General features: G+C 61.1%; 13 protein-coding genes. 3 read left to right on the plus strand and 10 right to left on the minus strand.

Annotation, left to right across the window (positions count from 1 at the left end; genetic code table 11):
* Positions 1-24: 24 nt before the first annotated feature.
* The gene (locus NCT05_RS29430) at positions 25-1,041 is read left to right on the plus strand and encodes a 1-aminocyclopropane-1-carboxylate deaminase (protein ID WP_008346198.1); all 1,017 of its coding nucleotides are present in this window, start codon (positions 25-27) and stop codon (positions 1,039-1,041) included.
* Here the strand turns inward: NCT05_RS29430 and NCT05_RS29435 are convergent.
* The 3 genes from NCT05_RS29435 to ppnP form a co-directional block, all read right to left on the minus strand.
* Positions 1,038-1,907, minus strand: a complete 870-nt coding sequence (locus tag NCT05_RS29435; RefSeq protein WP_250503816.1) for a nucleotidyl transferase AbiEii/AbiGii toxin family protein — start codon at positions 1,905-1,907, stop codon at positions 1,038-1,040. The genes NCT05_RS29430 and NCT05_RS29435 overlap by 4 nt on opposite strands.
* On the minus strand, positions 1,885-2,901 hold the full coding sequence (locus tag NCT05_RS29440; protein WP_250503817.1) for a type IV toxin-antitoxin system AbiEi family antitoxin: 1,017 nt from the start codon (positions 2,899-2,901) through the stop codon (positions 1,885-1,887). Before NCT05_RS29440 ends, NCT05_RS29435 begins: the two co-directional genes overlap by 23 nt.
* Positions 2,902-3,046: 145 nt before the next feature.
* Complete coding sequence (ppnP, locus tag NCT05_RS29445) at positions 3,047-3,367, minus strand: pyrimidine/purine nucleoside phosphorylase (protein WP_008346204.1); 321 nt, start codon at positions 3,365-3,367, stop codon at positions 3,047-3,049.
* 356 nt (positions 3,368-3,723) lie between these two features.
* Between ppnP and NCT05_RS29450 the strand changes: the two genes are divergently transcribed.
* Positions 3,724-4,161, plus strand: coding sequence for a YqaA family protein (locus tag NCT05_RS29450; protein WP_008346207.1), 438 nt, complete (start codon positions 3,724-3,726; stop codon positions 4,159-4,161).
* A 127-nt stretch (positions 4,162-4,288) separates the two neighbouring features.
* On the opposite strand, the gene NCT05_RS29455 is transcribed toward NCT05_RS29450, so the two are convergent.
* Positions 4,289-5,143, minus strand: a complete 855-nt coding sequence (locus NCT05_RS29455; RefSeq protein ID WP_008346210.1) for a class II aldolase/adducin family protein — start codon at positions 5,141-5,143, stop codon at positions 4,289-4,291.
* 774 nt (positions 5,144-5,917) lie between these two features.
* Between NCT05_RS29455 and NCT05_RS29460 the strand changes: the two genes are divergently transcribed.
* Positions 5,918-6,649, plus strand: coding sequence for a Crp/Fnr family transcriptional regulator (locus NCT05_RS29460; RefSeq protein ID WP_008346211.1), 732 nt, complete (start codon positions 5,918-5,920; stop codon positions 6,647-6,649).
* A gap of 725 nt (positions 6,650-7,374) precedes the next feature.
* Here NCT05_RS29460 and NCT05_RS29465 read toward each other — a convergent pair.
* The 6 genes from NCT05_RS29465 to NCT05_RS29490 all read right to left on the minus strand — a co-directional run bounded on the left by NCT05_RS29465 (position 7,375) and on the right by NCT05_RS29490 (position 13,947).
* The gene (locus NCT05_RS29465; RefSeq protein ID WP_008346213.1) at positions 7,375-8,193 is read right to left on the minus strand and encodes an ABC transporter permease; all 819 of its coding nucleotides are present in this window, start codon (positions 8,191-8,193) and stop codon (positions 7,375-7,377) included.
* A 13-nt stretch (positions 8,194-8,206) separates the two neighbouring features.
* Entirely contained in the window at positions 8,207-9,460 is a 1,254-nt protein-coding gene (locus NCT05_RS29470; protein ID WP_008346215.1) for an ABC transporter permease, read from the minus strand.
* A gap of 26 nt (positions 9,461-9,486) precedes the next feature.
* The gene (locus NCT05_RS29475) at positions 9,487-10,533 is read right to left on the minus strand and encodes an ABC transporter substrate-binding protein (protein WP_250441637.1); all 1,047 of its coding nucleotides are present in this window, start codon (positions 10,531-10,533) and stop codon (positions 9,487-9,489) included.
* Between the two features lies 1 nt (position 10,534).
* Positions 10,535-11,716 (minus strand): ABC transporter ATP-binding protein, encoded by a 1,182-nt coding sequence (locus NCT05_RS29480; protein ID WP_250479372.1) that lies wholly within the window; start codon positions 11,714-11,716, stop codon positions 10,535-10,537.
* 19 nt (positions 11,717-11,735) lie between these two features.
* Complete coding sequence (locus NCT05_RS29485; RefSeq protein ID WP_008346220.1) at positions 11,736-12,866, minus strand: aromatic ring-hydroxylating oxygenase subunit alpha; 1,131 nt, start codon at positions 12,864-12,866, stop codon at positions 11,736-11,738.
* Between the two features lie 154 nt (positions 12,867-13,020).
* On the minus strand, positions 13,021-13,947 hold the full coding sequence (locus NCT05_RS29490) for a LysR family transcriptional regulator (protein WP_008346221.1): 927 nt from the start codon (positions 13,945-13,947) through the stop codon (positions 13,021-13,023).
* Positions 13,948-14,099: the final 152 nt, after the last annotated feature.

Here is a 14,099-nt window from a genome sequence, read left to right on the forward strand (position 1 = left end):
TCCCACCATCACGAGGATGCCGACATGAATCTGCAACGTTTTCCCCGCTATCCGCTCACGTTCGGACCGACGCCCATTCAGCCGCTCAAGCGCCTGTCCGCGCATCTCGGCGGCAAGGTCGAGTTGTATGCGAAGCGCGAGGACTGCAACAGCGGCCTCGCGTTTGGCGGCAACAAGACGCGCAAGCTCGAATATCTGATTCCCGAGGCGATCGCCGAAGGCTGCGACACGCTGGTTTCCATCGGCGGCGTGCAGTCGAACCAGACGCGCCAGGTCGCGGCGGTCGCGGCGCATCTCGGCATGAAGTGCGTGCTCGTGCAGGAAAACTGGGTCAATTACTCCGATGCCGTCTATGACCGCGTCGGCAATATCCAGATGTCGCGGATGATGGGCGCGGACGTGCGCCTCGTCGCCGATGGCTTCGATATCGGCATCCGCAAAAGCTGGCAGGACGCGATGGAAAGCGTGCGCGCGGCGGGCGGCAAGCCGTTTCCGGTGCCGGCGGGTTGCTCGGAGCATCCGCTGGGCGGCCTCGGTTTCGTCGGCTTCGCGGAGGAAGTGCGCGCGCAGGAAGCGGAGCTGGGCTTCAAGTTCGACTACATCGTCGTGTGCTCGGTGACGGGCAGCACGCAGGCGGGCATGGTGGTCGGCTTCGCGGCGGATGGGCGCGCGCGGCGCGTGATCGGCATCGATGCATCGGCGAAACCGGAGCAGACGCACGAACAGATTCTGCGGATCGCGAAGCACACGGCGGAACTCGTCGATCTCGGCCAGGACATCACGCGCGACGACGTGATTCTCGATACGCGCTTCGGCGGCCCCGAATACGGCCTGCCGAACGAAGGCACGCTCGAGGCGATCCGTCTGTGCGCGCGGCTCGAAGGCGTGCTGACCGATCCCGTCTACGAAGGCAAATCGATGGACGGCATGATCCAGATGGTGCGCAACGGCGAATTCCCCGAAGGCTCGAAAGTGCTCTACGCGCATCTCGGCGGGGTGCCCGCGCTCAACGCGTACAGCTATCTGTTTCGCAACGGCTAGAACGCGCTGCGGAATGCGTCGAACAATGCGGCGACGCGTTCCGACGTATCCGCTTCGAAGACTGGCATGCGCGAGCCGAGCAAGTGCGTGAGGATCGGCGGCGCGGGATCGCCGGGGCGCAGGATCGCGAGAATCTGCGCGCGGAGGTTTTCATCGACGAGCGCGGCCGTGTCGCGGCCGAGAAGCGCCGCGCCCGCGATATCCGGATCGTGTCCGTGGCGCTCGACGAGATCGAAGGCATCGGCATAAAGACGATCGAGGTTGCCGGCTTGGGCGTAACGCGCCATCAGAAAGAGCAGGTCGATCGCGTCCTTGCGGTCGGCGGCGTGCCGGTCTTGCCACGCGATGATCTTCAGCATCGCCTGCGCGGGCAGCGAAGCGACCGGCACGACGAGATCGCGCGTGACGCGCACGGCGAGCGCCGCATCGAGCGCCTGGCGAAAACCCGCGACGTTCATCCGCACCGAACCATCCGGCGGCCACGCGATTTCGCCGTGCGCGTCCTGCACGCCGCCGAAGGGCACGATATCGAGCCACGTGCGCTCGCCGGTCTGCGGCGCGTTGAAATTCAGCCGATGCGCCGAGCCTTTCGGCGCGGTGAAATGCCCCGACGCGACGAGCGCTTGCCGCAGCGCGTCGTGGTCGGTCCAGCTTTGAATCGAGATGCCGATATCGACGTCGGCGGTGGCGCGCGTCGCCTCGATGTCGTGGACGTGCGTGAGCAGGATGTCGCGCGCGCTCGCGCCGCCGACGAACCACGCGATGTTCGTCGCGTGCGACGCGGCGACGACTTCGCGCAGCATCGCGGAAAAGACGCCGGCGAGCGGGCGATGCGGCAGCAGTTCAAGCGGCAAGATAGCGTTCACGCAGCATCCTGGCGGTTTCGAGATTGCGCGGGTCGCCGCTCGCGACGAGATCCGCATAGACGATGAGCGGCGCGACGACGTTCGGCGGAAGACCATCGACGGGCGCGAGCGCCACGGGCGCGCGCAGGAATTCGACGTTTCCGGCGGGATCGGGCCGCAACCGCGCCGCCTTGATCCATTCGCGCGGCGCGGCGTCGGCGCAATACGCGGTGACGGTCGCGGGCTTCAGGTATTCCGTGAGTATCGCTGCGGCCGGCTCGCCGCCGAACTGGCATTGACCCGGCAGGCCGGGCACGTCGCGCCACCAGTCGTTCGACTCCGCGCGATAACGCCCGATCAGCAGCGATTCGCGCAATTGCCGCGGATACAGCGTCACCCATTCGTCGATGAGCCGTTCCTTGTCGGCGATTTGCAGGCCGGCGCCGTCGGGCCGCTCGAATACATCGCGATGATCGATGAGCGCCCGCACCGCGTTTTGCACCGTGCCGTGGCTCACGCCCGCGTGTTGCGCGATATCGCGATAGCCCCGTTGCAGCAGCGCGGGCGTGATGAGCAGGGCGGCCGTGACGCGCAACGTCGACTTCGTCCAGGTTTTCGAGCGGCGCGCCTTGCCGTGCGCGACGCGCGGACGGCCCGACACGATCACGATGACGCCATCGCCTTCGATGACGCTCGCGTTGCCGGCGAGATCGAGGGCATCGACGTTCAGATCGCGGCAGGCGCGGATCATGTCGGGTGAGAGATGCGCGGTAACGAGCGCGGGTTTCGCGCCGCCGTTCTGCGCGACCGAGGCGCTGAACGCGGATAACGCGCTGAACCGGTCGATGTTTTCCCGCACGATGACAGGGCGCTTGAAGCGCGCGCCGCCGACGCGGAATTCGATGGCGGCGTCGTAGCCGCCGCGCGCGGGTGGTTTGACGCTGCGTGCGGCGAAGCCGGTCGCCTCCGTGAAGGCGGCTGCGGCGGCTTCGGCGAGTTGGTCGGTGGGTGGCATCGGCGGGTTGGGCGTCCAATTTTGGTCAGTGTACACGAAACGTGGACAGAGATAAAAGTTGGACGGAGTTCGTCTTGCCGAAATCCACTCTAAGAATCATGAGGTGCGGATCCCTACCCGACACCGCATTTCCCCTTCACGCCAATCAAAGATAACTACAAACGTAATCCAGCGTTTCCGTCACGTCGATATCGAATCGGCTTTTGCCCGGCACCGAGAACGATTCGCCCGCCTTATACGTCTTCCACTCATCGCTGCCGTCGAGCCGAATACGGCACTGGCCTGCCTGCACCTCCATGAGTTCGGGCGCGTCGGTGCCGAAGTTGAGCGTGCCCGGCAGGATCACGCCGAGCGTTTTCCTGGTGCCATCGGCGAAGAGAACCGTGTGCGACACGCACTTGCCGTCGAAGTAGACATTGGCGCGTTTGATGACGGAAACCTGATCGAATTGCGTTGCGGCGGTCATGATGATGGTCCTTTGGACGGTTGCGAGGGATGGTCCGCCATCATACAAAAAAGGCGATGCGACTCACATCGCATCGCCTGTTTCGAGCCAGCAGGAACAATCAGCGATTCACGAGCCGTTTCGGCATCAGGACCGAATGCAACCGCATGTGGAGGCAAGACAGTCGCGAGAGCGTTTCAGGTATAAACCGCGATTGTCAGAGTTCCAAAACCGATACGATAGAATCGCGAACCAACTTCTGCTCGCGTTGGCAACGTTAGCGATCTTTCGCTTCATCTATTTATTCGCCGATCAATAGCTAGTTCGGACAGACTCATGGCAATAGCGATTCGAGGCGCTGGCATGCCCTTCAAGACATGCTGACGCTGTCGGCATACGGAGGATTGTTTCTTGCCGCATTCGGCGCAGCCACCCTTCTGCCTCTTCAATCGGAGGCTGTGCTTGTGGGCTTGCTGCTGAGTAAAAGCTATTCAACTGCAACGTTGATACTGGTCGCGACGATCGGCAACGTGTTGGGTTCACTGGTCAATTGGGTTTTGGGGCGATACATCGAGCGCTTCAAGAGCCGCCGCTGGTTTCCAGTGTCAGACGAGAAATTGGACCGCGCGCAGCGCATGTATCAACGTTTAGGGAAATGGTCGCTCTTGCTTAGTTGGGCGCCCGTCATTGGTGATCCTCTTACTCTCCTGGCTGGGGTGATGCGTGAGCCTCTTCTGCCATTCGTCGCGTTGGTCACGGTTGCGAAGCTCGGACGTTACCTTGTCTTGGCGGCTGTGACGATGCGATTGATCTAGATCGGTCGGCATCTTCAGATGTGTCCGCGCGCTGATACCCAGGCGACGCCGGGAACGCTTGTCTCGACGTAGTCATGGGGAATCGCCTCGCCTTTCTCCGAAGGCGAGGGGCTGCAACATAATGGAATCAGTCGAACATGTCGGGCTGCGTGGCGACGAGATCGTTCCAGATCGTCTGGAAGTGCAGCCAGCCGATGTAGTCGCTGCCCACATGCTCCCGGCTATAGCGCGCGCGGTCTTCGGGCACGAGCTTGGGCGTGATGCCGGTCGCTTCGATCATCAGTTGTTGCTGGCAGCAACGCTCGAGCGCGATGAACCAGAACGCCGCCGAATCGATGCTGTGGCGGCTCGCCGTGAGTAGGCCATGATTCTGATGGATCGCGGCCTTCACGCCCTTGAACGCATTCGCGACCTTGTTGCCGCCCTTCACTTCGACGGCGACCTTGCCGGCTTCATCGCCGATCACGACGTGGTCTTCGAAGAACGCGCACGCGTCCTGCGACATCGGAATGAGCGGCTTGCCGAGCGCCGCGAAGGCGGTGCCGTAGACGGTATGCGCGTGGCACATCGCGACGATGTCCTGATGCTGCTCATGCACGGCCGCGTGCAGCACGAAGCCCGCGCGATTGACCGCGTAATCGCCTTCGACCACGTTGCCCTGATGATCCGCGCAGATCAGGTTAGACACCTTCACTTGCGCGAAGTGGACGGCCATCGGATTGGTCCAGTAAAGCGACGGATGCTCCGGATCGCGCACGGTGAGATGGCCCGCGAACCCGTAATCGAAGCCCTGCAGCGCGAAGGCGCGGCACGCGGCGACGAGGCGCTCCTTCAGGTACTGACGATGTTCCGCGTGGCTCGCAAACGTGGGCAGCTCGGGGAAGATCAAGCCTTGCTGCTCCGGCTGATAGATCGATACGCGGCCCTTGAGATCGATGGCCTGATCGGCGGTCTTTGCGGGGGTCTCCATGACGTCGCTCATCTTTTCGCTCCATGCGGATAGAAGTGGGTATGTCACGCATGGTGCCGGTAGCGATGCTTGCGCACAAACGAAGGTTGTTCAACGTGGCATGAGTCACATTCATGCGCCAAAGGTTTGAAGCGGCTGCCGAATTCGAAATTCGCCGAGGTTTAGACGATGCAACATTTTTCGCCGAGCCGCGAAACCGCGACGGTTCACGTCCGCATCCTGTGCCAAGCCTTTGGAAATCCCGCGGACGCGCGTCGCATAAGGCTTTCGCGCGACTCGGCATCGGGGCTTTAAAAACGACGCGCATCGCCGTTAACCACCTTTGCAACATTTTTAGCGTGCGGGCTGTTTCTGCTACGACAAGGCTTTCGAGCCTCCGATTGGCTTCGTTTCGCTAGATGAGCGCATCGGCGGAGCCTGCTCTGACAAGACATTCGCCAGACGAAAACGTTTGGCGTTCTGCTGCCATCGCCCGCGATCCGTCTGAAGGTCGCTTTTCACGGGTGAATCAATTTTCTTCGTACTTGAGCGCACGTTCTCGGCGCTTTGCGTGGGGAATCGCGCAAAGTCCTGTTGGTATAAGGATTGGCGTTCGCTGGCACACCTCTCGCTAATGTATGACCACGCACGAACATCGCTGCGGTATCAAACAAGCAGAAGCAGCGGGTTCGTACTACGGGGCTGGACGCAACAGGTTCGATGTATGCCATCAGACGCATGCGCGAATCCTGTTGCGAGCCAGAAGAAATCAAAAGCGCGAAGCGCAAACGCACGAGACTAAGAAAAATGTTGACACTTCAATCCGATCTGCACGGCAATCATCTGTTGGGCGCGCTTCCGGCGCAGGAATGGCAGGCTATCGCACCGCATCTCGAGCTGGTCCAGTTGCGCACGGAGCAGTTGTTGTGCGATTCCGGGCAGCGCATTCATCACGTGTATTTCCCGACCACGGCGATCATTTCGCTGCTGCATACGATGGAAGACGGCGGTTCCGTTGAAGTCGCGGCGGTGGGACGTGAGGGAATGTCGGGGGTTCCGGTGCTGACGGGCGGCGACACGATGCCGACGCGCGTGCAGGTGCAATGTGCGGGCTTTGCGTATCGCATGAGCGCGGGTGCGTTGCGTGAGCACTTCGGCCGTTCCGACTTTCTGCGCCGCGTGATGTTGCTGTACATGCAAGCCCTGCTGACGCAAGTGGCGCAGACGGCCGCGTGTAATCGTCATCACTCGCTGTCGAAGCAACTGTGCCGTTGGTTGCTGATTCAGACGGATCGCACGCCGTCGGATCAACTGCGTGTGACGCAGCAGATGATCGCCGATATGCTCGGCGTGCGCCGTGAAGGTGTGACGGAGGCGGCTGGCAAGCTGCACGATGCGGGGCTGATTCATCACAGCCGTGGGTGTATCAAAATTCTCGATCGTGCGGGACTCGAGGAGCGGGCTTGTGAGTGCTATGGCATCGTTAAGCGCGAGTTTGATCGGATGTTGCCGCGGCGTGCGGCCGAGGCGTTGGCTTAAGCTGTTTTTGGTTCTGTCGCTGGATCCCGTTTTCTTAGTGATCTATTGGCACTGCCCCTGTGCGGGGCGGCAGTCACCTTCTTTGCCGTCGACCAGAGTTAGCGCTTTAGTGCTTACTCTGGTCCTGTGCAAAGAAAGCAACCAAAGAAAGCAGCTTTTCAGGCCCGCGGTCACACGCACGTTGGGTAATTCTCTCGTCGCGGATGGCACTCGCCTAAAGAGTGCCCTCATCACAATAACGGGGCTTGGATCGCGCACGGTCTGACGAGCTAGTTTTCCAAGGACACTGGTTCAGCCCGAAAGAGCTTCGGCACAGCGCTACGCGCTGCCGCCGGCTATGCAAGGGAAACCAAGGGGGCGGCGATTGCAGTGAGATGGAGACGTTAGTAGAGAAGCACGCGCGGACCCGATTGACCGGTCGGCCGCGAAGCGGGCCGGAGCTATTTGGTGCTGAACCCGTTTGTTATGTGGTGCGATGTGGCAGACCGTGCGCGAGCCGAGCCCGATTAGGTGTTTGAGGGCACTCTTTAGGCAGCCCACGACGGACGAGAGAACTACCCAAATTGCGTGTGACCGCGGGCATCAGTAGCTGCTTTCTTTGCTTACTTTCTTTGCAGCAGCAAAGAAAGTGAGTGCCGCCCCGCACAGGGGCAGTGCCAATAGACCGACGCGAAAGCGGGATCCGGCGAAAGCGAAAGCACGGCGAACAGAGGGCGATTCAAACTTCAAACAAGAGCCCGACTAGCCCGCCCCCGCAACCAATTGATGCTGGCAAAGAGCAGAACAGCAAACACGATCAGCATCGTAGCAACAGCAAGAATGGAAGGATCGATGGAATCGCGAATACCGCTCCACATCTGCCGCGGCACGGTTCGCTGATCCGGCCCGCCGATAAAGAGAATGACGATAACTTCATCGAACGAAGTAGCAAACGCGAACACGCTGCCGGTAGCCACAGCCGGCGTAATGAGCGGCAAGGTCACGCGCCGGAAGGCGATCCACGGCGTCGCCCCGAGCCCCGACGCAGCACGCAAGAGACTTTGATCGAAGGACAACAACGACGCCGTCACGGTAATCACGACAAAGGGCGTGCCAAGCGCCGCATGCGCGAAGATCACACCGGGATAAGAGTTGACGAGCCCGAGCGGCGCAAAGATCAGATAGAAGCCGGCCGCGACAACGACAATCGGCACGATCATCGGCGAAATGATGATCGGCATGATGACCGAGCGCAGCGGAAACTGCGAACGCGAAAGGCCGAGCGCTGCAAGCGTGCCGAGACACGTCGCGATCAACGTCGACGCCGCACCAATGCCGATGCTGTTCAAAAGCGAGCGCTGCCAGTCGGGACTCGTGAGCGCCTGCTCATACCAGCGCAACGAAAACCCCTGCAACGGATAAGAAAAGTAGGATCCCGAATTGAACGACAAAGGGATGATCGCCAGAATCGGCGCGACGAGAAAGAACAGCACGAGCGCGGTATGCACGCGCACCCATCGGGAAGCGATGCGTTCGGTCAGCACCCTGTTGCGTGATTCCGTCATGGAAGAATGGCCCTTAACCGAAGCGCAACCGGTCGATGCCGACGATGCGGTTGAACAGGAAATAGAAGATCGCGGTGAAGATCACGAGGTACGCCGAGAGCGCGCCCGCAAGCCCCCAATTGAGCTGCGTATTCGTCTGCAGCGCGATGAGCTGGCTGATCATTTCATCGCCCGCGCCGCCGAGCAGCGCGGGCGTGATGTAGTAGCCGAGCGCGAGCACGAAAACGAGAAAGCATCCCGCGCCGACACCCGGCAACGTCTGCGGTATGTACACGCGCACGAACGCGGTGAACGGATGCGCGCCGAGCGATTGCGCCGCGCGCAGATAGACCGGCGACACGCCTTTCATCACCGAGAAGATCGCCAGAATCATGTACGGCAGCAACACATGCGTCATGCCGATCAACACGCCCGTGCGATTGAAGATGAGCGGCAGCGGATGCGTCGCGAGACCGAGTCCCGTCAAGAGGCCATTGATGACACCGCCCGGCTGCAGCAACACATACCACGCAGTCGTGCGTACGAGCAGCGACGTCCAGAACGGCACGATCACGAAAAGCATTAGGCGGTTGCTGCTTTGCGTCGGCAGATTCGCGAGCAGCCATGCGACCGGATAACCGAGCACGAGGCACAGCAGCGTGACGGACGCGCTGATCGATATCGTGCGCAGAAACGCCTGTCGATACACCGACGAGTTATCCGCCACGAACGCGACGTTGCCTTGCGGCGTCACTTGCGCATCGACGGCGGCAAGCAGATAGTCCGGCGTCGGCGACGTGGCCGCGCGTTTCAACAGACGCCAGATCTCCGGCGAGTTCCAACGTTCATCCATGTCGATCAAAACCGGCTTCCACGCGGGCGGCGTCTCCTCGCGCACGCTGCGCGCGGTCCGCATCAGCAAGCTGCGAAACTCGGGCTGCGCGAAGTTGAGCCTGCGCGCGACGGTGCCGAGTTGCCCGTTCTGTTGCGCATCCTTCAGGCCCGAGGCGAGCAGCGCGAACAGATGTTCATCGGGCACGCCGCGGCCGTCCCAGGCATCGAGAGCACGAGTGAGCGCCGGCATGCTGTCCGGCACCTCCTTGTTCTCGACACTGCGCGCAAGCAGCATCGCGATTGGCGCGATGAACGTCGACAGCAAAAACACGATCAGCGGCAAGGCAAGCAACAACGCCTGCACCGATGCGCGGCGGCGCGCTCTTTGATACGAGGCGCGGCCATCGGCTCTCGTCGGAGAACCGGCGGCGTGCGCGTGAATCGATGCAGGCATGTCGTTACTCTCATCCATGAACAGCGTTATTGCGTGAGCCAGACCTGGAAGCGCTTGTTGATCTGATCTGCGTTGTCGGCCCAAAAGTTCGCGTTGATCTGCACCGCGCGCTTGAAGTTATCCGGCGCGGTCGGCATGTCGGCGAGTCGCTGCTTGTCGACGAGCGCGACCGCATCCTTACGCGGCGGCGCATACGCGATGTACTTCGAGAGATCCGCCGATGCCTTCGGCTGCGCTTGCGACACGATGAACTTCGCCGCGGTATCGGCGTGCTTCGCGCCCGTCGGAATAGCCCACCACTCGAAGTCGTAGACTTGCGCGTCCCACACGGCCTTGAACGGCTTGTTGTCTTTCTTCGCGGCGTCGTCGATGCGGCCGTTGTAGGCCTGCACCATCACGACCGCGCCATCGGCGAGCAGTTGCGGCGCCTGCGCGCCAGATTCCCACCACACGATGTTCTTCTTGATCGTGTCGAGCTTCTTGAACGCGCGATCGACGCCGGCGGGCGTGCCGAGCACCTTGTAGACATCTTTCGGGTCGACGCCATCGGCGATCAGCGCCCATTCCATCGACACCTTCGGCGACTTGCGCAGGCCGCGCTTGCCGGGGTATTTCTGCAAATCGAAGAAGTCGTTGACAGTGGTCGGCGCGGTCTTCAGCTTGCTAGCGTCATAGGCATAGACCGTGGACCACACCATGCTCGCAACCGCGCAATCGCTGATCGAGCCGGGGATGAAGTCGCTCGTCTTGCCGAGCATCTTCTTGTCGAACTTCTGCAGCAGGCCTTCATCGCATGCGGTGATCGCGTCGTTGGTTTCCAGATCGATGAGATCCCACGTCGTGTTCTTCGCCTGCTCCATCGCGGAGAGCTTGGCGAGGCCGCCGTCATACGATTCGGTCGAGAAGTTCACGCCCGTTGCCTGCGTGAACGGTTCGAACCAGGCTTTCTTGGCGGCGGCTTCGAACGCGCCGCCGAACGTCACGACGGAGAGTGTCTCCGCCGCCTGTGTCGAGATAGTTGCAAATGCAAATACTGCGAGTGCGGCGCATTGTGCTTTGATGTGATTGCGCATGTCAGTTGGCTCCTGCGGGTGCGGTCGGGATGAGAGAAGGTGAGGGCGGTGTGCTCGGGGCAATCGCGGGCGCGTTTTTTGGCGCCATCATCGCGAGAATCTTGCAGTCGTCGTGACGCCACGCGATATCGATCGTGCTGCCTGCGCAGGGCAATGCGTGACGCTGGGTATTGGGCACTTTGACGACGATGGAATCGCGCGAGCCGAGCTTCAGATGCACGCGATGATGATCGCCGCAGTACACGAGCTCCTCGACGCGTGCGCGCACGACGTTGCTGTGCTCGTCCGCGTGCGCGTCTTCCGTGCCGGGAATGTGCGCGCGTTCGGGGCGCAGCGCGAGCATCGCTTCATCGCCGGCGCGCAGGCCGTGCTCGCAACGTCCGCGAATGACGCTGCCGTCCGATAACGCCAGCGTCGCCCATTCGCCGTTCGCACTGGCGACGCGCCCCGTGAGCCCGTTGTTCTCGCCGACGAAGTTCGCAACGAACGCGTTCTGCGCGTTCTCGTAAAGCTCGCTCGGCGTCGCGGCCTGCTGGATGCGGCCATCGGAAAAGACGGCGACCCGGTCCGACATCGTCAGCGCTTCGGCCTGATCGTGCGTCACGTAGACGATCGTCAGCGAAAGCTCGCGGTGCAGCCGCATGATTTCGTATTGCATCGTTTCGCGCAGGCGCTTGTCGAGTGCGCCGAGCGGCTCGTCCATCAGCACGACGCTCGGTTCGAACACGAGCGCGCGTGCGAGCGCGACGCGCTGCTGCTGCCCGCCGGAAAGCTGTGAGGGTCGCCGGCTCGCGAGATGGGGCAACTCGATCATCTCCAGCGCGCGCTTCACGCGCGTCTTCTGCTCGGCGCGGCTCACGCGTCGCACGGAAAGCGGAAAGGCGACGTTCTCCGCGATCGTCAGATGCGGAAAGAGCGCGTAGTTCTGAAAGACCATGCCGATGTCGCGCTGATGCGGCGGCTTGTCGTCGAGACGCCTGCCATCGAGACGAATCTCGCCTTGCGTCGGCGTTTCGAAGCCCGCGAGCATCATCAGCGTCGTCGTTTTACCCGAGCCGGACGGACCGAGCAGCGAAAGAAATTCTCCCTTGCGCACGTCGAGGTTCAAATCCTCCACGACGTAATGGGCGCCGTCATACGATTTGCTCACGCCGGAGAAGGAGATGAAGGAAGGGGCTGACATCGTGTTCGTGTCCTGTCTTTCAGTGCTGTGCGAGCTTCGTCGCGATATAGCGCGCAAAGTCGAAATTGGGCCGTTCAAGGTGGCTCAGATTTCCGGGCTTCGCGAGCGGCGCATGCACGCCGCGAAACACCGCTTCCACGCCGCGCCTGTCTTCCGCGTTCACTTCGTCGAGCAGCTTCTTCAATGTCGACATATGCGCGTTCGCTTCCGCGTCGGCGATGAATTCAGGCGCGAGACCGCCGCCGAAGCGGATATGCACTTGCCCGACGCCGCGCGGCTGCAACACGAGATACCAGAAATAGCCGGGCGTAAGCGTGACGAGATGCGTCGGATAGATCGCGAGCAGTGCGGTCGTCTTGCGCCAATGACCCGTTAAACGCGGGTTATCCGGATGAGCATTGCCAATGGGCAAGCTCGCTTCCTTCGTGATCCAGTGATAGTTGAACGCGGGATAACCCGGTGGACACTCCATCTCTTCGAGCTTCGAATGCGGCCCTACGGTCGCGCGATGCAGCATTGGCAAGTGATAACTTTCCATGAAGTTTTCGGCGAGGATCTTCCAGTTGGTATCCCACACATGCTCTTCATAGAAAGTTTCGATGTAGTCCGTCATGCCATACGCGCCGATCAATTCGCTCAGTTCGGCTAGCTGCGTTGCGACGGGCGGCGCGCTTTCATCGAGCGTCACATAGATCCAGCCTTGCCATTCCTCGCAGCGCACGGCGGGCAGCCTATAACTTTCCTTGCAGAAGCCTTCTTGCCGGTCCATGAGCGGCGCGCCCTTCAATTCGCCGTCGAGTCCATAACTCCACGCGTGATACGGGCACACGATGCGCCGCTTGTTGCCGCGCCCTTCGAGCAGCACCGACATGCGATGCAGGCACACATTCGACATCGCCTTGAGCTGCATCTGCTCGTCGCGCAATACGACGATCGGCTGCGCGCCGATCTGCGCCGTCAGGTAATCGCCGGGTTCCTTCAACGCGCTCGCGCGGCCGACGCATTGCCATTCATGCGCGAAGATCTCGCGCTCTTCGAGTGACAGGAAGTCGGGCGATGTATAGACGCCAGGCGGCATGGCGTGCGCATCGCTGAATGGTCGTTCGCAGTTCGACCGTAACTGGTCGATGAGCGTGTCCACTGCGATCATGAAGCCCTCCTTGTCTCAACTCGTGAGAGCGCGCTGGCGCGGGCTTTGACCGCATTGCGCTCGACATGGACATCAATCTATCAAGCCAAATTGCCAGCCAAAATATTGTTTTCGGATACAAAGCAAAGCTTTTATCTATGCAGCGCCGATAACTTCACGTATCGATATGCAGTCGCCTAATATAGTTCTCGCAGAACGACGAGAAGCGATGCACCACTTGCCGCGGACGCATTGTGCGCGATTGCGCGATGCCTAACGTAGTCGCGTTGACGTTGTCCTTGAAGCGCTTAATCACGAAGTCCTCGCCATCCACCGTGCGATTCGACTTCAGCGGAAAGTTGAGGATGCTATAGCCGAGGCCGTTCGCCACCATGCCGCGCACGACTTCCGGTTGCGATGACCGGAACGCGGGCACGGGACGGCTGCCGACCGCATCGAAGAGCGCGGCGAAATACTCGCGGCTATGCGGCAGATCGAGCATCACGTAAGGCTCCGATTGCAAATCGGCGAGCGATACCTTGCGCGCTCGCGCAAGCCGATGCGTCTTCGGCAAGATCGCATAAGGCGGCAACGAAAGCAGCGGCGTGAACGCGATGTCTTCGGTCAAGTCCAGACTATAGGTGAGGGCGATATCGAGCGAACCGTCATGCAGGCCGCGCAACAAGCCGTCCTGATGCGCTTCGACCGTGCGAAACGAAATGCCCGCGTGCCCCGCCGTGAAGCGGCTGATGAGTCCCGGCATCAAAGGCGGTGCGAGCGACACGAGACAGCCGAGCGCGATGGAGCCGGTCATGCCGCCATCCATTTCTTTCGCGGCCATTTGCAGTTCTTCCGCGATCTTCAGCAGATTGCGCGCTTGCCCGAGCAGATCGCGGCCGGCCTGCGTGAGCGACAGACCGCTCGCATGATGGCGAATGAATAGCTGCACGCCGAACGATGCTTCGAGATCGGCGAGGGCGGTCGATATCGACGGCTGCGAAATATGCAGTTTTTTCGCGGCGGCGGTGAAGGACAAGGCTTCGGCAGCGACCACGAAGTAGCGCAATTGCCGCAGCGAATAGCGCAAGGGATGGCTTTCCATCGATGACATTCCGGAAATGGAGCTTCGATGAGCCGCATTGTGAAGTGCTCAAAATTCATTGCATAGCCAAATCCGATGCCGTGCATTTTTTAAATATATTTTTCGGATTCGGTCGGGACGCGTAGATTTTCACGAAGACATCACGGATACAA

The sequence above is a fragment of the Caballeronia sp. AZ7_KS35 genome (assembly GCF_023631045.1).
Classification (GTDB): domain Bacteria; phylum Pseudomonadota; class Gammaproteobacteria; order Burkholderiales; family Burkholderiaceae; genus Caballeronia; species Caballeronia zhejiangensis.